Annotated in this window: 20 protein-coding genes and 1 pseudogene; 16 read left to right on the top strand and 5 right to left on the bottom strand. The window is 72.4% G+C overall.

The annotated features are described in order from the left end of the window. Window positions 1-133 precede the first annotated feature (133 nt). Window positions 134-808, bottom strand: a pseudogene (locus tag ACQB60_RS44645) (response regulator transcription factor); the annotation flags it as partial. Between the two features lie 55 nt (window positions 809-863). Continuing rightward, window positions 864-1208, bottom strand: coding sequence for a hypothetical protein (locus ACQB60_RS44650; protein ID WP_496931848.1), 345 nt, complete (start codon window positions 1206-1208; stop codon window positions 864-866). Between the two features lie 49 nt (window positions 1209-1257). Between ACQB60_RS44650 and ACQB60_RS44655 the strand changes: the two genes are divergently transcribed. The 5 genes from ACQB60_RS44655 to ACQB60_RS44675 all read left to right on the top strand — a co-directional run bounded on the left by ACQB60_RS44655 (window position 1258) and on the right by ACQB60_RS44675 (window position 6965). Then, window positions 1258-1437: a hypothetical protein gene (locus ACQB60_RS44655; RefSeq protein ID WP_496931849.1), complete on the top strand. Its 180-nt coding sequence runs from the start codon at window positions 1258-1260 to the stop codon at window positions 1435-1437. Between the two features lie 109 nt (window positions 1438-1546). Then, the gene (locus ACQB60_RS44660; RefSeq protein ID WP_496931850.1) at window positions 1547-2908 is read left to right on the top strand and encodes an aspartate aminotransferase family protein; all 1362 of its coding nucleotides are present in this window, start codon (window positions 1547-1549) and stop codon (window positions 2906-2908) included. 160 nt (window positions 2909-3068) lie between these two features. After that, the gene (locus ACQB60_RS44665; protein ID WP_496931851.1) at window positions 3069-3761 is read left to right on the top strand and encodes a GntR family transcriptional regulator; all 693 of its coding nucleotides are present in this window, start codon (window positions 3069-3071) and stop codon (window positions 3759-3761) included. Further along, window positions 3758-6238 (top strand): dolichyl-phosphate beta-glucosyltransferase, encoded by a 2481-nt coding sequence (locus tag ACQB60_RS44670; RefSeq protein ID WP_496931852.1) that lies wholly within the window; start codon window positions 3758-3760, stop codon window positions 6236-6238. Before ACQB60_RS44665 ends, ACQB60_RS44670 begins: the two co-directional genes overlap by 4 nt. A gap of 76 nt (window positions 6239-6314) precedes the next feature. After that, a complete protein-coding gene (locus ACQB60_RS44675; protein ID WP_496931853.1) occupies window positions 6315-6965 on the top strand; it encodes a putative DNA-mimic protein in 651 nt (216 codons plus the stop codon). A gap of 142 nt (window positions 6966-7107) precedes the next feature. Here ACQB60_RS44675 and ACQB60_RS44680 read toward each other — a convergent pair whose 3' ends face one another. After that, window positions 7108-7812 carry an SLATT domain-containing protein gene (locus ACQB60_RS44680; protein WP_496931865.1) on the bottom strand — a complete coding sequence of 235 codons (705 nt, stop codon included), beginning with the start codon at window positions 7810-7812 and terminating at the stop codon, window positions 7108-7110. Window positions 7813-8101: 289 nt separating this feature from the next. Between ACQB60_RS44680 and ACQB60_RS44685 the strand changes: the two genes are divergently transcribed. The 9 genes from ACQB60_RS44685 to ACQB60_RS44725 all read left to right on the top strand — a co-directional run bounded on the left by ACQB60_RS44685 (window position 8102) and on the right by ACQB60_RS44725 (window position 17474). Next, on the top strand, window positions 8102-8446 hold the full coding sequence (locus ACQB60_RS44685; protein ID WP_496931854.1) for a YbaB/EbfC family nucleoid-associated protein: 345 nt from the start codon (window positions 8102-8104) through the stop codon (window positions 8444-8446). A gap of 71 nt (window positions 8447-8517) precedes the next feature. Next, window positions 8518-9117: a recombination mediator RecR gene (gene recR / locus ACQB60_RS44690; protein WP_384834703.1), complete on the top strand. Its 600-nt coding sequence runs from the start codon at window positions 8518-8520 to the stop codon at window positions 9115-9117. After that, entirely contained in the window at window positions 9110-9769 is a 660-nt protein-coding gene (locus ACQB60_RS44695) for a DUF5063 domain-containing protein (protein WP_496931855.1), read from the top strand. Before recR ends, ACQB60_RS44695 begins: the two co-directional genes overlap by 8 nt. A gap of 101 nt (window positions 9770-9870) precedes the next feature. After that, a complete protein-coding gene (locus ACQB60_RS44700; protein ID WP_496931856.1) occupies window positions 9871-10341 on the top strand; it encodes a hypothetical protein in 471 nt (156 codons plus the stop codon). Beyond that, window positions 10338-12746, top strand: a complete 2409-nt coding sequence (locus tag ACQB60_RS44705) for a tetratricopeptide repeat protein (protein ID WP_496931857.1) — start codon at window positions 10338-10340, stop codon at window positions 12744-12746. The genes ACQB60_RS44700 and ACQB60_RS44705 overlap by 4 nt, the downstream gene beginning before the upstream one ends. Window positions 12747-12972: 226 nt before the next feature. Continuing rightward, window positions 12973-14244, top strand: coding sequence for an aspartate kinase (locus ACQB60_RS44710; RefSeq protein WP_384834714.1), 1272 nt, complete (start codon window positions 12973-12975; stop codon window positions 14242-14244). Beyond that, entirely contained in the window at window positions 14241-15308 is a 1068-nt protein-coding gene (locus ACQB60_RS44715) for an aspartate-semialdehyde dehydrogenase (RefSeq protein WP_384834717.1), read from the top strand. Before ACQB60_RS44710 ends, ACQB60_RS44715 begins: the two co-directional genes overlap by 4 nt. A 349-nt stretch (window positions 15309-15657) precedes the next feature. Further along, complete coding sequence (locus tag ACQB60_RS44720; RefSeq protein WP_384834720.1) at window positions 15658-16314, top strand: SigE family RNA polymerase sigma factor; 657 nt, start codon at window positions 15658-15660, stop codon at window positions 16312-16314. Between the two features lie 74 nt (window positions 16315-16388). Beyond that, window positions 16389-17474, top strand: a complete 1086-nt coding sequence (locus tag ACQB60_RS44725) for a hypothetical protein (protein ID WP_496931858.1) — start codon at window positions 16389-16391, stop codon at window positions 17472-17474. A gap of 21 nt (window positions 17475-17495) precedes the next feature. On the opposite strand, the gene ACQB60_RS44730 is transcribed toward ACQB60_RS44725, so the two are convergent. Then, window positions 17496-18314 carry an SURF1 family protein gene (locus tag ACQB60_RS44730; protein WP_496931859.1) on the bottom strand — a complete coding sequence of 273 codons (819 nt, stop codon included), beginning with the start codon at window positions 18312-18314 and terminating at the stop codon, window positions 17496-17498. A 95-nt stretch (window positions 18315-18409) separates the two neighbouring features. After that, complete coding sequence (locus ACQB60_RS44735; RefSeq protein ID WP_496931860.1) at window positions 18410-20206, bottom strand: S9 family peptidase; 1797 nt, start codon at window positions 20204-20206, stop codon at window positions 18410-18412. A 174-nt stretch (window positions 20207-20380) separates the two neighbouring features. Here ACQB60_RS44735 and ACQB60_RS44740 point away from each other — a divergent pair, with 174 nt between their 5' ends. Then, window positions 20381-21211 carry a class I SAM-dependent methyltransferase gene (locus ACQB60_RS44740; protein ID WP_496931861.1) on the top strand — a complete coding sequence of 277 codons (831 nt, stop codon included), beginning with the start codon at window positions 20381-20383 and terminating at the stop codon, window positions 21209-21211. A 97-nt stretch (window positions 21212-21308) separates the two neighbouring features. Beyond that, window positions 21309-21482 (top strand): hypothetical protein, encoded by a 174-nt coding sequence (locus ACQB60_RS44745; protein WP_384834734.1) that lies wholly within the window; start codon window positions 21309-21311, stop codon window positions 21480-21482. The last annotated feature ends 122 nt before the right edge of the window (window positions 21483-21604 follow it).

Consider the following 21604-nt stretch of genomic DNA (forward strand, 5'->3'; position numbering starts at 1 on the left):
CGCTTTCGCCGCCCCTTTCGCCGCTGGCGCTGCTGCCGCCGCAGCCGCCGCTGCGGTCGTTCCCGCTCTCCGGCCCTTCCTCGCCTGTGCCTTCGGCGCACGCGCCGTCCGCTTCCCCGTCGCCCGCTGCGGGCGGCGGGACGAGCTTCACGCCCACGGTCCGTACGGTGTGCAGATAGCGCGGCGCCTGTGCCGTCTCGCCCAACTTCCGCCGCAGCCAGGAGAGATGGACGTCCACCGTCTTGTCGGCGCCGCCGAGCGGCTGCTGCCAGACCTCGGCGAGGAGTTCGCGCCGGGACACGACCTGGCCGGGTCTGCGTACGAGATAGGCGAGCAGGTCGAACTCGCGGGGCGTGAGGTCGAGCGGGGCGCCGTCGAGGCGGACGTCGCGGGCGGCGAGGTCGACGCGGAGCCCGCCCACGCAGAGGGGTTCCTCGACGTCGACGACGCCGAGGCGGCGCAGCACGGCCTTGACCCGGGCGTCCAGCTGGGCCGCCCCGAAGGGCTTCACGATGTAGTCGTCGGCCCCGTCGCCGAGGAGCGAGACCATCTCCGGCTCCTCGTCGCGGGCGGTCGCCACGATCACGGGGACGTCGCTGACCGCGCGGAGCATCCGCAGGACCTGGGCCCCGTCGACGTCCGGGAGACCCAGGTCCAGCACGACGAGGTCGGGCCGGTCCGTGACGGCGGCGTCGAGCCCGGCCATGCCGCTGGGGGCGGTCACCACGGCGTGCCCCTTGTCGCGCAGCGCGCGCACGAGGGCGCCGCGGAGCTGGGGATCGTCCTCCACAACAAGAAGATGGGCCATACAACCACCGTAGTCAGGGGTAACTGAGCGCCTTTGTCCGGGCCTTAACCGGACGTTAGGAAACGATGGGGGAGAGTGGGCGGGACGGGTAGGGGGCGATCGGGGAGGTTCTGGTGAGTACGTGGCGCAGCGCGGCGGTGACCGCGGCGTGGGTGGCCGTGGGGACGGCGGCGGGAGGCTTGGGCGCCTGGCAGCTGGCGAGTTCGGACAGCGGCGGGGCACCGCACAGCCGTCCGCTGGACAAGGCGGCGGTGGAGCGGGCGCTGGCGGCGACGACGGCGACGGCGACACCGTCGGAGGGCTCGCACCCTTCGGGCACCCCGCCCACGAGCGCGTCGCCGCCGAAGCCTTCGAAGTCCTCGTCCCCGTCCTCCCCCTCGCGTTCGACGCTCCGCTTCACGGGGGGCACGGCGACGGCCGAGTGCCGGGACGACGGGACGGTGTACCTCGTGTCGTGGAGCCCTACGGACGGCTACCACATCGACGAGGACGTGAAGCGGGGGCCGGGGGCGGTGGCCCGCCTGGAGGCGGAGCCGAGCGACGACGACGAGGCGGACGACCTGCACTACGAGATCCGGTGCGACGGGGGCGGGCGGCCGAGGGCGAGGGTGGTGGCGGACGAGGACTGAGGAGGCTCGGCCTCGACTGGGAAACCCTCGACAGACTGTCGCGTCCACCGCGCCCCGCCACACAAGACGCCCATGTCGTGTCCGGTCCGTGGACATCTACCCTCACCCCATGACCCCTCAGCCGAACCCGAACCCCCAGGTCGGCGCCGCCGTAAAGGCCGCGGACCGCGCCCACGTGTTCCACTCCTGGTCCGCACAGGAGCTCATCGACCCGCTGCCCGTCGCGGGAGCCGAAGGCTCGTACTTCTGGGACTACGACGGAAACCGCTACCTCGACTTCACCTCCGGCCTCGTCTACACCAACATCGGGTACCAGCACCCGAAGGTCGTCGCCGCCATCCAGGAGCAGGCCGCGAAGCTCACCACCTTCGCGCCCGCCTTCGCCGTGGAGTCCCGCTCCGAGGCCGCACGCCTCATCGCCGAGCGCACCCCGGGCGACCTGGACAAGATCTTCTTCACCAACGCGGGCGCCGACGCCGTCGAGCACGCCGTCCGCATGGCCCGTCTGCACACGGGCCGCCCGAAGGTGATGTCCGCCTACCGCTCGTACCACGGCGGCACCCACCAGGCGATCAACGTCACCGGCGACCCGCGCCGCTGGGCCTCCGACACCGCCTCCGCCGGAGTCGTCCGGTTCTGGGCGCCCTTCCTCTACCGGTCCCGCTTCTACGCGGAGACCGAGGAGCAGGAGTGCGAGCGCGCCCTGGCGCACCTGGAGGACACGATCGTCTTCGAGGGGCCGGCCAGCATCGCCGCGATCATCCTGGAGACCGTCCCCGGCACCGCCGGGATCATGGTGCCGCCGCCCGGCTACCTCGCCGGGGTCCGCGCCCTCTGCGACCGCTACGGCATCGTCCTCGTCTTCGACGAGGTCATGGCCGGGTTCGGGCGCACCGGCAGCTGGTTCGCCGCCGACCTCTTCGACGTCACCCCCGACCTCCTCACCTTCGCCAAGGGGGTCAACAGCGGATACGTGCCGCTGGGCGGCGTCGCGATCTCCGGGGCCATCGCCGAGACCTTCGCCCGGCGCCCGTACCCCGGCGGTCTCACCTACTCCGGCCACCCCCTCGCCTGCGCCGCCGCCGTCGCGACGATCAACGCCATGGAGGAGGAGGGCATCGTCGAGCACGCCAGGACGCTCGGTGAGCAGGTGGTGAGCCCCGCACTCCGTGACCTCGCCGAGCGGCACCCCGCCATCGGCGAGGTCCGCGGCGTCGGCATGTTCTGGGCCCTTGAGCTGGTGAAGAACCGGGAGACGCGCGAGCCCCTCGTCCCGTACAACGCGACGGGCGAGGCGAACACGCCCATGGCCGCCTTCGGTGCCGCCGCCAAGAAGCAGGGGCTGTGGCCGTTCATCAACATGAACCGCACCCACGTCGTGCCCGCCTGCAACATCACGGAGGCCGAGTTCAAGGAGGGCCTCGCCGCCCTCGACACGGCGCTCTCCGTCGCCGACGAGTACACGGAGTAGCCCCCTGTAGTGCCCTCGGCACCGCAAAGTGAGGAGCCTTCCCCCGCAACCCCGAACGCGTAGTCTGACGTGCTCGTAACCGAAGATGCCCACGTAGGCGAACACGATGACCACGCACGACCGGTTCATGACCAGAACCGCGCGGGGGAGGCCCACCACCATGCCCGGAACCGACGGCAGTGCCGTCATCCGCAGCACGCTCCGCCAGCAGATCGCCGACGCCCTGCGCGACGAGATCCTGGGCGGGCGCCTCGTCCCGGGCCAGGAGTTCACGGTCAAGGAGATCGCCGAGCAGTACGGCGTCTCCGCGACCCCCGTGCGCGAGGCCCTCGTCGACCTGTCCGCGCAGGGGCTCCTGGACGCGGTCCAGCACCGCGGCTTCCGCGTGCACGAGCACACCCTCGACGACTACCGGGGCATGCTCCAGGCCCGCAGCCTCGTCGCGGACGGCATCTTCCGGGACCTGATGGCACGGCCGCCCGAGCCCGCCGACGCGTCGGGCGCCGCGGCCCTCGTCTCCGTGCGGCGGCGCGGCGAAGAGGCCGCCCGCGCGGCGGCCGCCGGTGACCTGAACGTCCTCATCGGCTACGACCTGCGCTTCTGGCGCGAACTCAGCGGCCTCTTCGGCAACCCGTACGTCTCCGACTTCCTGCACCGGCTGCGGGTCCGGTCCTGGATGTGCGCGGTGCCCCATCTCCGCCGCGACCAGGCGGGGCTGCGCGGGCAGCTGTGGGCCCGGCACACCGAGCTCGTCGACGCGCTGGCCCGCCGGGACGCCGAGGGCGCGCACGCGATCATCCGCGAGTACAACGCCCACTCCCTGGCCCTCGTCGAGCGTCTGGCCACGGAATGAGCGCGGCGGAGAGCACGCGCGCCGCCCCCCGGCGCAGCGACCGCACCCGCCCCGAGCTGACCGTCGTCGTGCCCGCCTTCGACGAGGAGGGGCGGCTCGGGCCCACCCTGGAGGCGATCCGCGGCTACCTGGAGGACCGGGGCAGCAGCTGGGAACTGATCGTCGTGGACGACGGCTCCACCGACCGCACCGCCGAGATCGCCGCCGCCACGGCCGCCGCCGACCCGCGCGTCCGGCTGCTGAGCTCCGGGCAGAACCGCGGCAAGGGCCACGCCCTGCGCCTCGGCGTGCTCGCCTCCACGGGACGCCGCGTCCTGATCACCGACGCCGACCTGGCCGCCCCCATCGACGACCTCGAACTCCTCGACAAGGCGCTCACGGACGGCCACGCCGCCGCCGTCGGCTCCCGCGCGCACCCCGGCGCCCGCATCGGCACCCACCAGCACCGCCTGCGCGAACTCCTCGGCCGCTGCGGCAACTTCCTCATCCGCGCGGTCGCCGTGCCCGGGATCCGCGACACCCAGTGCGGCTTCAAGCTCTTCGACGGCGACCGCGCCCGCGCGGCCTTCGCGGCCTCGCGCATCGACGGCTGGGGCATCGACGTCGAGATCCTGCAGTACTTCCGCCGCCGGGGCTGGCCGCTCGCGGAGGTCCCGGTGCACTGGTCGCACCAGGAAGGCTCGAAGGTGCGGCCCTTCGACTACGCCCGCGTCCTCGCGGAGCTGGTGGCGCTCAAGGCGCGCTCCCTGCGCCGTACGGACATCGTCGTCGCGCTGTTGTTCCTGGCCCTGTCCGTGGGCCTGTACTGGGGCCGCTGGGAGTCGCCGGGCGGCCGCTACCTGCCCGACTCGCTGCAGGACCAGAACCAGTGGGAGTGGTTCTTCGCGGTGACGGCCGACAACGTCCGCCACCTCCACAACCCCCTGTTCACCACCCTCCAGAACGTCCCCGACGGCGTGAACCTCATGGCCAACACGGCCATGCTCGGCCTCTCCGTGCCGCTCGCCCCGGTGACCTGGCTGTTCGGCCCGGCCGTCGCCCTGAACGTGGCGATGACGGGCGGCCTCGCCGCGACCGCCACCGCCTGGTACTGGCTGATCGTCAAGCGCCTGATGCCGGGCGGCGGAGTACGGGACCGGAGCGCCGCGGCCGTCGGCGCCGCCCTCGCCGCCTTCGCGCCGCCGATGGTCAGCCACGCGCACGCGCACCCCAACTTCGTGGTCCTGTTCATGATCCCGCTGATCATCGACCGGGCGCTGCGCCTGTGCACGGGCTCCGAACGCCCGCTGCGCGACGGGCTGATCCTCGGCCTGTTCTGCACGTACCAGATCTTCCTCGGCGAGGAGCCGCTGCTCCTGGCGGCGCTCGGCATGCTGCTCTTCGCCCTCGCGTACGGGGTCGTGCGCCGGGATGTGGCGCGTGCCGCCTGGCGCCCCCTCCTCAAGGGCCTCGGCGTGGCCCTCGCGGTCTGCGTCTCGCTGACCCTCTTCCCGCTCTACTGGCAGTTCTTCGGCCCGCAGAGCTACAAGAGCGTGCTGCACGGCGACAACGCGGGCAACAGCCCGCTCGCCCTCCTCTCCTTCGCGGAGCGCTCCCTCGCGGGCAGCGAGAAGACCGCCGACGCGCTCTCCCAGAACCCCACCGAGCAGAATGCTTTCTACGGCTGGCCGCTCGTCGCCCTCGCCTTCGCGATCGTCGTACGCCTGTGGGAGCAGGCGCTGGTCAAGGCGCTCGCGTTCACGGCCGTGGCCGCGGCGTTCCTCTCCCTCGGCCCCACGTTCCGCATCCCCCTCACGGACGTGGTCTGGCCGGGCCCGTGGAAGCTCCTCGCCGACCGGCCGCTCTTCGAGTCGGTCATCGAGTCCCGGGTGGCGATGGTCTGCGCCCCCGTCCTCGGCATGCTCCTGGCCCTGGCGCTGTCCCGTCTTCTCGCCCCGTCCTGCCGGGGCACGACGCGCTACGCGGGGGTGGCGGCCGTCGCCCTCGCCCTCCTCCCGATCGTCCCGGCGCCGCTGCGGGCCGTGGACCGCGCCCCCGTACCGGAGTTCATCGCCGCGGGCACCTGGAAGAAGTACGTGGACACGGCGGCCGGCGAGTCCCTCGTCCCGGTGCCGCTGCCCGACCCCGCCGTCGCGGAGGCCCTGCACTGGCAGACCACGGCGGACCTCGGCTTCCGCGTCCCCGGCGGCTACTTCAACGGCCCGTGGGGCCCCGACCGCATCGGCATCTACGGAGCGTCCCCCCGCAACACCTCCAACCTGCTGCGGGACGTCCGCTCCTCGGGCCGCGCGCCGCTCATCACGGACGCCTGGCGGGCGGCGGCCCGCGAGGACCTCAGGTACTGGAAGGCGGGCGCCCTCGTCCTCGCGCCCCAGCGGCACGACACCGAGCTGCGGGCGACGGTCGACGCTCTGCTCGGCCGGCCGGCGAAATGGGTGGACGGGGTATGGGTCTGGGATCTGCACAGGGGCAGATGACAGAGGCAGGGGCCGACTACGCTGCCTGCGACAAGGCACGCCGAATTGGTGAAGGATCAAGGATTGGGGAGCCCTCTTGGCCTGTGACCTGTGGCTGGTCCCGCTCGTCGACGTGCTGTGCCACAGCCCCGACAACCCGTTCGCCGAGGAGATCGCGACCTACGACAAGGCACTGCACGAGGCGGGCTTCCCGCCCGTCCCCGTCTTCGCCTACATGCCGGGCCTCTCCGGGGACGTGGCGCCCGTCGCGGGCTTCGACTACGACGCGCTGCACTTCCTGCGGCGCGCGTATCTGCTCCAGATCTGCGGGCTCGAAGTGACGCCGGTCGACGAACTGGGCGGCGACTACGAGCAGTTGCTGGAGATGTTCGACTCGACGGCCCAGCAGTCCCACCTGGTCTGGCACTACGACCACGCGGGCGCGTACGTCCCGGTGGACTTCCCCGCACCCCTCGCCAACGACGAACTCCTCGCGGGCGGCGGCCCCCTGGGCTCCTCCCAGGCCCTCCTCCGCGAACTCGAATACGTGGCCCCCTCGATCGGCATAGACCCCGCGAACCCACCCGCTCCCCCCAGCCCTCCGGCGGCCCCCACGTCCCTGGAGGAACGAGCGGCCCCGGCTCCCCCCGACACCAGCCCCTTCGCCAGGGAACGCCACGTGTGGCTGGGCCTCCACACGGCGACGACGCGGAGCCTGGCGCAGGGTTCGATGCTGATCTACAGCTAGCCTCAATCGCCGGACGGGCTCTTTGGAGCCCGTCCGGCGATTGAGGACGAGCCCTTAAGGCGATATCGGGTGCCCCAGGGCCGCGGGAGCGGCGGATTCGGGAAGGGGCGGGATCGGGGAAAGAAGCCCCGCAGGGCAACGCTCACCGAGCCTCAGGCGGCCGCTGCCGCGGCATGTTGGGCCGCGCCCCCGGCGGCAGGGAAGCGCCCCGCGCCCCCTGGGCCGGCACCTCCCCCCGAGAGGGAACCATCGCCTGCATGGCCATCGGCGCGGGCCCCGACCGGAACTCCACCATCCAGTCCGCCGTCTCCGCCCGCACCAGCTCCGTCACGTCCTCGGAGAACTTCCGCAGCACCCCGAGACACCGCTCCGCCGCCTCGCTCGCCGTCCCGTCCGTCGGCCCGAGCACCTCCCGCACGCTCTCCGACGCCCAGTCGAACTGCAGCGCCTGCAGCCGCCGTTGCACCGCCTGCGCCGTGGCGACGTCCCGCATCCACCCGGACGTCAGCCCGAAGAAGCGGTCGCAGCCCACACAGGCCACCCCGGCGAGCAGCGACACGAAGCCCCACGCGGCGATCCCCGCCCCCGCAGCCGTCCCCACCCCCGCGAGGTCCAGCAGCGGCAGCACCCCCGCGCCCAGCGCGCCCAGCGCCGCCCCGCCCCGCAGCAGCCGCGCCCCGCGCCGCTTCCAGGCGCGGTCGGAGAGGTACCACTCCGCCGTGTTCAGGGCGCCGCGCTCCACCCACCGGTAGAGCTCGTCGAGCCGGGCGGCGGGCTCGCCCCAGTCGCCGAGGGGAAAGGTCCGCCCGGACAGGTCCGAACCACCCGCACCCGGCGTCCCATGCATCTCCGGCTGGCTCACCCGGCACTCCCTCTCCCTATGTGGTGGTGCGCACGTAACGACAAGTGACGCAACGTAACGGATGGTGCCGATGCGCAGGTCCAGTCCTACCTCCCAATGGGTGGCCATGAGCCCGCTTTCGCGGCTTTTCCGCCCGGAAGAGCTGCTTAATCAGGTATAGGAAGCCCGGTGATTCGCTCGAAAGAGTGCTGGGGCGAGGGCACCCCCGACGACGTAGGCTCGTCCCAGGCGGAAACCCCGCCCAGTGAGTCCCGTACCGACCAGGAGCTGATTCGTGATCCCCGGTGGTGGCCAGCCCAACATGCAGCAGCTGCTGCAGCAGGCCCAGAAGATGCAGCAGGACCTCGCGACCGCACAGGAGGAGCTGGCGCGCACCGAGGTCGAGGGCCAGGCCGGCGGCGGCCTGGTCAAGGCGACGGTGACCGGCTCCGGCGAGCTGCGCGGCCTCGTCATCGACCCGAAGGCGGTCGACCCCGAAGACACGGAGACGCTCGCGGACCTGGTCGTCGCGGCGGTCCAGGCGGCGAACGAGAACGCGCAGGCGCTCCAGCAGGAGAAGCTCGGCCCGCTCGCCCAGGGCCTCGGCGGCGGTGGCGGCTTCCCGGGCCTGCCCTTCTAAGCGACCGCGAACCCAACTACCGTACGTACGGGGCCGACAGGCCCTTCAATCCCCCAGGAAAGGCGTTCCGCGTGTACGAAGGCGTGGTTCAGGACCTCATCGACGAACTCGGCAGGCTGCCGGGCGTCGGTCCCAAGAGCGCGCAGCGGATCGCCTTCCACATCCTCCAGGCGGAGCCGACCGACGTGCGCCGTCTCGCGCACGCGCTCCTGGAGGTGAAGGACAAGGTCCGCTTCTGTGCGACCTGCGGCAACGTCGCACAGGAAGAGCTCTGCAACATCTGCCGCGACGCGCGCCGCGACCCGGCCGTCATCTGTGTGGTCGAGGAGCCCAAGGACGTCGTCGCGATCGAGCGCACCCGCGAGTTCCGCGGCCGCTACCACGTCCTGGGCGGCGCGATCAGTCCCATCGAGGGCGTGGGCCCGGACGACCTGCGCATACGGGAACTCCTTGCCAGGCTCGCGGACGGCACGGTCACGGAGCTGATCCTGGCCACCGACCCGAACCTGGAGGGCGAGGCCACGGCGACGTACCTCGCGCGCATGATCAAGCCCATGGGCCTGAAGGTCACCCGCCTGGCCAGCGGGCTCCCTGTCGGGGGAGATCTGGAATACGCGGACGAGGTGACTCTCGGCCGCGCCTTCGAGGGGAGACGACTCCTAGATGTCTGACGCCACGCTGCACGCGACGACGCAGGACCCGAACGACTTCGCGGTCCAGATCGCCGACCAGGTAGAGAGCTTCATCGTCTCGGTCAAGGAGGTGGCCAAGGGCGACGAGCCCGACTCGGCCGTCCCCTTCCTCCTCCTGGAGGTCTCCCAACTCCTGCTCGCGGGCGGCCGGTTGGGCGCCCACGAGGACATCGTCCCGGACGAGCGCTACGAGCCGGACCTGGGCCCCGAGCAGGACGTCGACGACCTCCGCGAGCGGCTCGCGCTGCTCCTGGACCCGATCGACGTCTACTCCGAGGTCTTCGACCCGTACGAGCCCCGCAAGGCCCCGGTCGCCCACCGGATCTCGGACGACTTCGCGGACGTGGTCGCGGACCTCGCGCACGGCCTCGCCCACTACAAGGCGGGCCGCGTCACGGAGGCCCTGTGGTGGTGGCAGTTCTCCTACTTCTCGAACTGGGGCTCCACGGCCTCGGCCGCCCTGCGCGCCCTCCAGTCCCTGGTCGCCCACGTCCGCCTCAACCAGCCCCTCGAGGACCTCAACGGCCTCGACACGGACGAGGACCTGGCGGAGGACGCGCTCGCCGAGGCGGCGGGCCAGGTGATGGCGGAGGAGATCGCGGGACCGCTGGGACTGCGCACGGTCAAGTAGTCCGGGTGGCGCGGGCGGCCCGGTAGCGCGCGTGGCGCGGGCGGGACGCGGATTCCCGCAGACAGGCCCTGGCCCGCGCGCCCTGGGGCGATGATGTCCCCATGGCAGCAAGTGCGTTGACGTGGACGGGAATTGCGGCGTGCGCGCTCGGTTCCGCCGGTCTGGTCACCGTCGCGTTCGTGGACCTCGGCAGCGCGGACCAGCTGGCGAGCGTCGGCGGCGGCGTCCTGGCCCTGCTCGGCTTCGCTGTGGCGCTCTGGTCCCGCCGGTCCGGGACGGCGCCCGAGCCGGACGGCACCCCGCCGCCCGCGGTGACCGCTTCTGGTGAGCGGTCGGTGGCGGCGGGCGGGTCGATCGGGTCAGTGGCCACGGGCGACGGCGCGGCGGCCTCACCACCAGCTCCGGCGCCCACTCCAACTCCTGCGCCCACTCCAACTCCTGCGCCAATTCCGGCTCAGACTCCGGCTCCTGGACCCGCTCCGGGCGCCCCACCCCCCACCGTGACCGCCTCCGGCGACCGCTCCATAGCCGCGGGCGGCGACATCGGCGGCGCGGCGACGGGGGACGCGTGAGCGCCCCCGGGGCGAGTGCCGAGGGAGACCGGTCCGTGGCCGGGGGCGGGGACGTCGGCGCCGTGGCCACCGGAGACGGAGCCCTCGCGGTCCATCAGGCCATCGCGAACGCCACCGTCCTGCCACCGGAGGCACTCGTACCCGCCGCCGGCGTCGACTGCCCGCCGGGCCTGCGCAACCTCCCCGCGCGCCCGGCCCTGTTCGTGGGGCGGGAGGGTGAACTCGACGCGCTGGACGCCGCGTTGGCGGGGGCGGGAGGGGTCGTCGTGCAGGCCCTGCACGGGCTGGGCGGCATCGGCAAGTCCACGCTCGCCGCGCACTGGGCGGCTACCCGGGCCGGGCACCGCAACCCCGTGTGGTGGATCAGCGCCGACTCGGCCGAGGGCGTGGCGGCCGGGCTCGCGGGGCTCGGGGGCGCGCTGCAGCCGATGCTGGGCGGCGGCGTCGTACCGCAGGAGATCCTGCAGGAGCGGGCCGAGCAGTGGCTGGCCGCGCACGAGGGCTGGGTGGTCGTCCTCGACAACGTCACGAACCCGGCGCACGTCAAGCCGCTGCTCGCCCGGGTGCCGCAGGGCCGCTTCCTGATCACCAGCCGCCGGGCCACGGGCTGGCACGGCGTCGCGGACCCGCTCGGCCTCGGGGTGCTCGAACTCCCCGAAGCCGTCGAGCTGTTCCGTCGCATCCACCCGGAGGGCGACCCGGGCGGCACCCCGGAGCTCTGCGCCGAACTCGGCTGTCTGCCGCTCGCGGTGGAGCAGGCCGCCGCGTACTGCGCCGAGACCGGCATCGGCCCGCGCGCCTACCTCGGGCTGCTCGCCGACTTCCCGGCGGACCTGTACGCGGCGGCGCCGGAGGGCGGCGACGCGGAGCGGACCGTCGCGCGGGTGTGGCGGCTGACCCTGGACCTGCTCGCGGAGTCGGGGCCGCTGCCGGGGCGGATCCTGCGGATGCTGGCGTGGTGCGCGCCGGACGGGATCCCGCGGGCGCTGCTCGACCCGCTCGGCAGACCGCCGGAGGTCCACCGGGCGGTGGGGCGGCTGCGCGCACACAACATGGTCGCCGTCGACGGCGACCGGCTCTCCGTGCACCGGCTCGTGCAGGCGGTGGCGCGGACGGCGGACCCAGAAGACCCGTACCGGGCACCGGAGTTCGTGGCGGTCGCGCGGGAAGACGGCGTGGCGGCGCTCTCCGGGCTGCTCCCGGAGGACGTGGACCACCAGTCCAACTGGCCTGTTGTTCTTGGTTTGTTGCCGCATGTGGAGGCGCTGGTCCGGTACGCGCCCGAGGAGAAGGACACCCTCGCCGTGAGCGCGCTGCTGCGGGAGATCGGTGAACGGCTGCGGGCCCAGGGCGCCGGGCGGCGGGCCCGGCCCCTCCTGGAGCGGGCGGAGCGGGGCTTCGTACGGCACGTGGGAAGCGAACACCCCGACACCCTCGCCGCCCGCAACCTGCTGGCCTGGTGCCTGCGCGCTTCCGCAGAGCCGGAGGCCGCGTACGCCCTGGCCGAGGGCAATCTCGCCGATGCGCTGCGCACGCTGGGCAGGGACCACGTGGTCACGCTCGATGCCCGGAGCCAACTGGCCGTCGCCTGCCTGGCGTCGGGACGGCCGCAGCAGGGCCTGCCGCTCGGGGAGGAGAACCTCACCGAGCGGATCCGGGTGCTGGGTGCCGAGGACCTGTCGGTCCACAAGGGGCGGGTCACCCTGGGGGCGCTGTACATGGGGACGGGGCAGGTGGCGGAGGCCCTCGCCTGTATGGAGGCGGCCGTGCCGGGGCTGCGCGCCGAGCTGGGGGCCGAGCACTCCGCCACACGAGAAGCCGCCCTGCTGCACGACAACCTCTCCCGGGTGTCCGAACTCTTCGCGGCCGGTGCGGAGTTGGACAGCCTCGCCGCCCTGGCCGACGCCGATCCGCACTCGGAGGCGGCCCGCGACAGCCTGAAGGCCATGGGCAGGACCATGGGGAAAGCCATGGCCGCCTCGGCGGAGCGGACGCGCGAACTCCTCGACGGCGAGCTGCGAGGGCTCCGGGAGAGCTCCGCCGCACTGGGGGAGCGGCACCCCGAGGTGCTGTGGGCCAGGATGCGGATCATGAGCCTGTACGCGCAGACCGGGGAACTGGAGCGTGCGGTGGAGGTGGGCGAGCCCCTTCTGGCCGACTGCGACCAGGAGATGGGTGCGGAGGACGTCTTCACCGGCGCCGTGACCGTCTTCCTCTCCCTCCTGTACGAGGGGCTGAGCCGCCCCGACCTCGCCGAGGACCTGCTCGAACGCCACTCCCTCACCACTGAGCGGGCAGAACACATGCTCGGCATGTACCTGGGCGGCTTCGACGGCCTCCGCTCCCTCTTGAACGTCGAGCCGGACGCCGAGCCGGACGACAAGCCGGATGGCGCGCCCCTGTGAGCCACCCCACTTTCCGGAGTGCCGCCCTCCGAAGGGGGAAGGGGTCTGTCCGGAGCGGCCGGAACGTACGGCCCGAGCAGCGGGTCCGTATGCCACGGTGATCACTTTGTGAGCGGGACATCTCACGATGCGATACTCGCCGGGCGAATTTCGGCCGCTCGTTAGACTGAGCCGACCGCAGTACACGCGTACGTGCGGTGACAGACGGACTGAGCGAGGAGCGCACGTGGGCCTTGTCGTGCAGAAGTACGGAGGCTCCTCCGTAGCCGATGCCGAAGGCATCAAGCGGGTCGCCAAGCGCATCGTCGACGCCAAGAAGAACGGCAACCAAGTCGTTGTCGTGGTGTCGGCCATGGGTGACACGACGGATGAGTTGATCGATCTTGCCGAGCAGGTTTCCCCGATTCCTGCAGGGCGCGAATTCGACATGCTGCTGACCGCGGGAGAGCGGATCTCCATGGCCCTGCTGGCCATGGCGATCAAAAACCTGGGCCACGAGGCCCAGTCGTTCACCGGCAGTCAGGCCGGCGTCATCACGGACTCGGTCCACAACAAAGCGCGCATCATCGATGTCACCCCGGGCCGCATCCGGACCTCGATCGACGAGGGCAACATCGCCATCGTCGCCGGGTTCCAGGGCGTCAGCCAGGAGGGCAAGAACATCACCACGCTGGGGCGTGGCGGCTCGGACACGACCGCCGTCGCCCTCGCCGCCGCGCTGGACGCCGAGGTCTGCGAGATCTACACGGACGTCGACGGTGTGTTCACCGCCGACCCGCGGGTGGTGAAGAAGGCCCGCAAGATCGACTGGATCTCGTTCGAGGACATGCTGGAGCTCGCCAGCTCCGGGTCCAAGGTGCTGCTCCACCGCTGCGTGGAGTACGCCCGCCGCTACAACATCCCGATCCATGTGCGCAGCTCGTTCTCCGGACTGCAGGGCACGTGGGTCAGCAACGAACCGCAAGGGGACCGCAAGGTGGAGCAGGCCATCATCTCCGGTGTCGCGCACGACACCTCCGAGGCCAAGGTCACGGTCGTCGGCGTGCCCGACAAGCCGGGCGAGGCCGCGGCGATCTTCCGCACCATCGCCGACGCCGAGATCAACATCGACATGGTCGTGCAGAACGTGTCGGCGGCCTCGACCGGTCTCACCGACATCTCGTTCACGCTGCCCAAGTCCGAGGGCCGCAAGGCGATCGACGCCCTGGAGAAGACCCGGGCGCGCGTCGGCTTCGACTCGCTGCGCTACGACGACCAGATCGCGAAGATCTCCCTGGTCGGCGCGGGCATGAAGACCAACCCCGGCGTCACCGCGGGCTTCTTCGAGGCGCTCAGCGACGCGGGCGTGAACATCGAGCTGATCTCGACGTCGGAGATCCGCATCTCCGTGGTCACGCGCGCCGACGACGTCAAGGAAGCCGTGCGCGCGGTGCACTCCGCCTTCGGTCTCGACTCCGACACGGACGAGGCCGTGGTGTATGGAGGCACCGGGCGATGAGCCGTAAGCCGACGCTCGCGGTCGTCGGGGCGACCGGGGCGGTCGGCACGGTCATGCTCCAGATCCTGTCGCAGCACGCCGACATCTGGGGCGAGATCCGACTCGTGGCCTCGCCGCGTTCGGCCGGGCGCAAGCTGGCCGTGCGCGGCGAGGAGGTCGAGGTCGTCGCGCTGTCCGAAGAGGCATTCGACGGCGTCGACATCGCCATGTTCGACGTGCCCGACGAGGTGTCCGCGCAGTGGGCGCCGATCGCCGCGGCCAAGGGCGTCGTCGTGGTCGACAACTCCGCCGCTTTCCGGATGGACCCGGACGTTCCGCTGGTCGTCCCCGAGGTCAATCCGCATGCCGCCCGGGTGCGCCCGCGCGGCATCGTCGCGAACCCCAACTGCACGACGCTCTCCATGATCGTGGCCATCGGCGCCCTGCACGCCGAGTTCGGCCTGCGCGAGCTGATCGTCTCCTCGTACCAGGCGGTGAGCGGGGCGGGCCGCGAGGGCGTGGAGACGCTGCGGCGGCAGCTGGACCTCGTCGCCGCGAACCGGGAGAGCGAGCTCGGCACGCGCCCCGGTGACGTACGCCGGGCGGTGGGCGACGACACGGGGCCGTTCCCGGAGCCGGTGGCGCTCAACGTCGTGCCCTGGTCCGGGACGCTGCGCGAGGACGGCTGGTCGTCCGAGGAGATGAAGGTCCGGGACGAGTCCCGGAAGATTCTCGGCCTGCCCGGCCTGAAAGTGGCCGTCACCTGTGTACGGGTCCCGGTGGTGACCACCCACTCGCTGGCCGTCCACGCGCGCTTCGAGAACGAGGTGACGGTGGACCACGTCCGCGAGATCCTCGCCACCGCGCCGGGCGTCGTGCTCTTCGACAACCCGGCCGCCGGTGAGTTCCCCACGCCCGCTGACGCGGTGGGCACCGACCCGACCTGGGTCGGCCGGGTGCGCCGCGCCCTGGACGACCCGACCGCGCTCGAACTCTTCGTCTGCGGCGACAACCTGCGCAAGGGCGCCGCCCTGAACACGGCGCAGATCGCGGAGTTGGTGGCGGCGGAGTTCGCGGGGCAGTAGCGCCGCGCTGTCCGGAGGACGTCTCCGGGCGGGGGAGCGGAGCCCCCGAAGCGGAGTCCTTTGTGGGATCTGTGTAAGTTCTGTGAGCAGTTCGATGGTCCGGACCACTTGAACTGGAGCGTCTCCGCGTTCGAAGATTCGCAACCCGCCCACTGCAACCGGCGACGAGGCGGGCCGCGTCTTTGCGGTCGCCCTCAGGGGCGGCCGAGCGCTGCGGAAAATGGGGCATAGGGGAAGAGCTGGTACGCATGGGGGCATTTGATGCATCGTCACAAGCGATGCCTGCGCATGCTGAAAACGCGATACCGGGCGCGTACAACCCTTACGGGGGGGAGCGTGTCCAACAGGCGTGGCAGAGGTACTCGACTTCACAGTGGTTCAGGCGAGAGGCGCGGCTCTGCGCCCGCCGCGCCGACGCGCGCCCGGCGGCATGCCGGTGATCGCGCCCATGCCCGCTGCGCGGCCGGCCCGCATCCCCAATCAGCGCGAGGGCGATGACTTGCGCGTGAGTGCGGGGACCACAGTCGACCATCTCACCGAGACCTATCGCGCGCACTACCGTTCACTGCTCGGCCTCGCGGCCCTGCTCCTGGACGACACGGCGTCCTGCGAGGACGTGGTGCAGGAGGCGTTCATCCGGGTCCACTCGGCGCGCAAGCGCGTCCGCGACCCGGAGAAGACCCTCGCGTATCTGCGCCAGACCGTCGTGAACCTCTCCCGGTCCGCGCTGCGCCGCCGCATCCTCGGCCTCAAGCTCCTGTCGAAGCCGATGCCCGACATGGCGAGCGCGGAGGAGGGGGCCTACGACCAGCTGGAGCGGGACGAGCTCATCAAGGCGATGCGCGGCCTCCAGCGCCGCCAGCGCGAGGTCCTCGTCCTGCGCTACTTCGCGGACATGACCGAGGCCCAGGTCGCCGAGACGCTCGGGATATCGCTCGGCTCGGTGAAGGCGTACGGCTCGCGCGGCATCGCGGCGCTGCGGGTGGCCATGGAGGCCCCGGCATGAGCGGCGACCGGCGGCACCACGATGCGCACCAGACTCATGGGCGCGATGCACACAAGGCTTTTGGGAACGAGAACGTGAACGACGGCCACGGCCCCGCCGACACCGGGGAGCCCGCCGAGGGGCTCGGCACGGACGGATTCGGCAGCGACGACGGGTTCGGCACGGACGAGCTCGCGCTGCGCAGGCTGCTGCGCCAGTCCGTGCGGGAGATCGAGCCGAACGACCACGCGCTCGAGCGGCTCCAGCGCGCCGTGCCCGCACGCCGGGCCCGCAAGCGCCAGGCGGTCGTCGGCGTCGCGGCCGCGGCGCTCTTCATCGGTACGGCGGTCCCCGCCCTGGTGCACGTCACCAACTCCCGCGGCGGCGACGACCACCCGTCGATCGCCGGGGCGGGCAGCAGCGAGCGGACCCACGACGGGTCGAACCAGGGGAAGGGGGAGGCGGGCACCGGGGACAAGAACTCCGGTGGCCATTCCGGCTCCTCCACCTCCAAGGACAAGAAGGACAAGAAGGACAAGGGCAAGGGCGACAAGGGGAAGGAGGGCGGCGGCACCGGCGGCGCGACCGGCGGCCCCGACCCGCAGAACTCCGAAGCCGCCACCTCGCCCGCCTGCGAGGCGGCCCAACTGGCCGGCGCCGCCCCCGACGTCGGCACCGCCGACGCGAACGGCACGGTCTACGGCACCTTCCGCATCTCCAACACCTCGGGCAACACCTGCACGGTGGAGGCGGCGGGCACCGTCACCGCCACCGCCCAGGGCGCGGCCGACCCCACGAAGGTCACCGTCGTCGACCACACGGCGGGCGACGCGGCCGCCGGGCTGCCGGACCCGGCCCTCGAGACCACGTCCCTGGTCCTCAAGCCCGGCGCGGCCTACGAGGTCAAGTTCGCCTGGGTGCCCGCCAAGGAGTGCCCCTCGGAGGGCGGCGACCCCTCGCCCGACCCGACCCCCTCGGAGGGCGGCGGCGGCACGGACGGCGGCTCGTCCGCACCGGACGGCGTCCAGACCCAGCTGGTCCGCGAGGACGGCGGCACGCCGGCCGACGGCAGCGTGGCGGTGAACCTGACGGCGGAGGCGGGCTCCCCGGCGGTGGGCGCGACGGTGCCCAACGCGTGTGCGGGGACGGTGTACAAGACGGGCGTGCTGCCGGGTCAGTGACCCGGCCCCGCCGTCGGGCGCTCAGGCCCGGGAGGATTCGGCCGCTGTACCGGCGCCGGGAGCCTCGTCCGGTACGAGCCCCAGCGCAGCGTCCCGCGCGAACTCCCGCTCGCGCCGGAACAGCCGGAACCACATGAACACCACGAAGGCGGCGAAGACGAACCACTCGCCGGTGTAGCCCAGGTTCTGGAACGCCTTCAGGTCGAGACCGGTGTTGTCCGGCGCCGTGGCGGGCACCGCCTTCATCCCCGAGTCACCCTTCGCCAGGGTGACCCAGGCCGGGTACAGGTCGTCCTTGACGAGGTTCACCAGCGAGGCGTTGCTGATCGCGCCGACCTGGCCCGCGGGCAGCCCGCCCGCCGCACTCACCCCGTTCGAGCCGGGGCTCTCGGGGGCCTGCAGGGCGCCGGTCACGGTGACCTCGCCGGCGGGCGGGGCCGGGGCCTTCGCGGCGGACGCGTCGCCCGGGAGCCAGCCGCGCACGACGGGCAGCGACTTGCCGGAGCCGGTGCGCAGCAGCGTCAGGACGTAGTAGCCCTTCTTCTCGTCCAACTGCCGGTCCGGTACGAGGAGTTGCTTGCCGTAGCGGCCCGTGGCGGTGGCCTGCTCGCCGGAGGTGTTCTTGTCGACGGGCAGCAGCGACTCGAGGGGCCGGGCCGTGCTCTTCCCGCCCGCGTCGCCGCGCTGCTCCTCGGCCTGCTTCTCGGCGGACTCGTGCGCCTGGACGCGGTCCTCGAAGCGGCCGAGCTGCCAGGACCCCATGAAGACGCAGAAGGGGACGGCCAGCACGAGGAAGACGTTGATCCCCCACCAGCGGGGAGTCAGCAGGAACCGGTACACACCCCCACGGTACGGGGCCCCGGCGGGCACCCCGCCCCGGGGTACCCGCCGGGACGCACGGCATCACCGGGTCACGCGCTCACCCGCTCACCCGCTCACCGGACGTGGCGGCGCGCGAAGTCCAGCTCCAGGCCCAGCTGCTTGATCCGCTCGTCCACGACGAGCGAGCCGTGGCCCGCGTCGTAGCGGTAGACCTCGTGCGGGGCGCCGCGGGCGGCGAGCCGGTCCACGTAGTTGTCGATCTGGCGGATCGGGCAGCGCGGGTCGTTGACGCCCGCCGAGATGTAGACCGGGGCCTTCACCGCGTCCACGTACGTGAGCGGCGACGACGCCTCGAAGCGGTCCGGGACCTCCTCGGGGGAGCCGCCGAAGAGGGTCCGGTCGAGGGCCTTGAGGGCCTCCATCTCGTCCTCGTACGCGGTGACGTAGTCCGCCACCGGGACCGCCGCGAGGCCCACCGCCCAGGCGTCCGGCTGGGTGCCGAGGCCGAGCAGGGTGAGATAGCCGCCCCAGGAGCCGCCGGACAGGACGAGCCGCTCGGGGTCGGCGAGCCCGGAGGCCACGGCCCACTCCCGTACGGCGGCGATGTCCTCCAGCTCGATGAGCCCCACGCGGTGCTTCAGGGCGTCGGTCCACTCGCGCCCGTAGCCCGTCGAGCCGCGGTAGTTGACCCGGACGACCGCGAAGCCGTGGTCGACCCAGGCGGCCGGGGCCGCCGCGAAGGCGTCGCTGTCGTGCCAGGTGGGCCCGCCGTGCACCTCGAAGAGGGTGGGCAGCGGCCCTTCGGCGCCCGCGGGCTTCTGGACGAGGGCGTGAATACGGCCCCCGGGCCCCTCCACCCACGCATCGGTGACCGGGACGGAGGCGGGCGCCTTCATGCCGGGCGGGTCCAGGACGACACCACCGGCCGTGGACCGCACGACCGGCGGCTCGGCCGCCGAGGACCACAGGAACTCCACGGTCCCGTCGGGCCGGGCCGTGGCCCCGGAGACGGACCCGGCCGGCGTCGGCACGGGAACGAGCTCGCCCCCTGCCAGCTCGTACCGCCACAGCTCGCTGCGCGCCTCGAAGCTGTGCGCGACGAGCAGCGCGGAGCCGTCCGGACACCACTCGGCGGAGACATCACCGGGCAGCCCGAGATCCAGCTCGGTCTCCTCTCCGGACGCGACGTCCCACACCATCGGCTCCCACCGGCCGCGCCGCTGGTGCCCGACCAGGAGCCGGGTGTCCCCGTCGACGGGCGCGAAGCCGAGCGCCTCCAGGCCCAGCTCGACGGTGCCGCCCTTGGTGTCGTCGAGCGAGGCCACGGACGATCCGTCCGGCCGGATCACCCACAGCGCGGAGTGCATGGCGTCACCGTGCTCGGTGTGCTCGATGGCGATGAGGGAACCGTCGTGCGACAGCGCCCCGACGCCCGCCGACTCGCGGTGCCGGTAGACCTCGACCGCCCCTTCGTCGGCCCGCACCACGTGAACGGTGGACCCGTCCTCGTCGGTGGAGCGCCCCACGACGGCGAACGAACCGTCCCGGCTCAGCGCGAGGCCCGCCGGGTAGGACGGCTCGAGCTCCGGCAGCGCGACCTCGGCGGCCCCGTCACCCGCGCCCGTCCCGAAGGGCTGGCGCATCCAGACCCCGAACTCGTCCCCGTCCTTGTCGTTGAACCACCACACCCACCGGCCGTCCGGCGACAGCGTCCCGTCCGTGGTCCCGTTCGCCCGCTCCGTCACCTGCCGCTGCTCACCGGTGGTCCGGTCCCAGGAGTACAGCTCGTACGTCCCCGTCGCGTTCGACACGAACAGCGAACGCTCCGGGGCATCCTCGGCCCACTCGGGCAAGGACACGCGCGGCGCCCGAAACCGCTGCTCCCACACAGGCATCTCGGTCTCACTCATGGCCCCATAGTGCCTGGCGCGAACGACAATCCGCTGGCGAGCCTCCCCACCCCGTGGGCTGCAGCTCCCGGGGGACGACCCCCGGACCCCCAGCCGGATCCGGGCGACCCGGGCGGCCCGGCGGCCCCCGCAATCCACTGGCAAGTCCCCCCACCCTGTGGATAACTTTCGACCATGTACTCCCCGACCCCCGCCGACTGGCGCGAAGCCAACCGAAGACGCTGGGACGAGCGGGTCCCGATCCACCTCGCCGGCGACTTCTACGACATCGAAGGGTTCGTCGCGGGCGAGGACTCGCTGCGGGACTTCGAGCGGGCGGAGGTGGGCGACGTCACCGGCCGCTCGCTGCTGCACCTTCAATGCCACCTCGGGCTCGACACCCTCTCCTGGGCCCGCCGCGGCGCCTCCCACGTCGTCGGCCTGGACTTCTCCGAGCCCGCCGTCGAAGCCGCCCGCGACCTCGCCGCCGAGATCGGGCTCGGCCCCGACCGGGCCACGTTCGTCGCCGCCGACGTGTACGACGCTCAGGACGCGGTGCCCGACTCCTCGTACGACATCGTCTACACCGGCGTGGGCGCCCTGTGCTGGCTCCCCGACATCCGGCGCTGGGCCGAGACCGCCGCCGCACTCGTGGCACCCGGCGGCTTCCTCTACCTCGCGGAGTTCCACCCGCTCACCGACGTCCTGGACGACGAGACCGGCTCACGGATCGTGTACGACTACTTCGCCCAGGACGCCTGGGTCGACGAGACGCCCGGCGGCTACGCGGACGCGGAGACGCCCACCGTCCACAACCGCAGCGTCGAGTGGCAGCACCCCATCGGCGCGGTCGTCTCCGCGCTCGCCGCGGCGGGCCTGCGGATCGAGTTCCTGCACGAGCGCCACACCACCCTCTTCCAGCGCTTCGGCGCACTCGAACGCCGCGACGGCGCCTACGAGTTCCCCGCCGACCGCCCCCGCATCCCGCTCATGTACTCGCTGAAGGCAAGCAAGCCGACTCCCTAGGCCAAGGGTCCTTCCCCCCGGCGCTCCGGATGCCGATGTCCGGGCCCCGGGGGAGAGTGGTGGGACACCCCGCTCCTACGCATGGAGGAGACCGGACATGGCGAAGCACTCCCATTCCCGCTCCCACGACCCGCGCGAAGAGTCCCAGCGGTCCAGGAACGCCGCCGCAGAGGCCCGCGCCAAGCAGGCGAAGCGCCCCGTCGACTCGATCTCGGCGAAGACGCGCGGCATGCAGCAGAAGGCACAGGCCCGCCGTCAGGGCAATCGCTGAGATTCCCCGCACCCGCGGACAGGCAACGGCGTACGGGCCCGCAGCCGGGCGACGGCGCAAGGGGCGGGGACGCGGCGGTATGTCCGCCCGCAGTACAGCACCCCACCCAGGCCAGTACTCGT

The sequence above is a fragment of the Streptomyces odontotermitis genome, from assembly GCF_050510915.1.
In the GTDB taxonomy this organism is placed as follows: Bacteria; Actinomycetota; Actinomycetes; order Streptomycetales; family Streptomycetaceae; genus Streptomyces.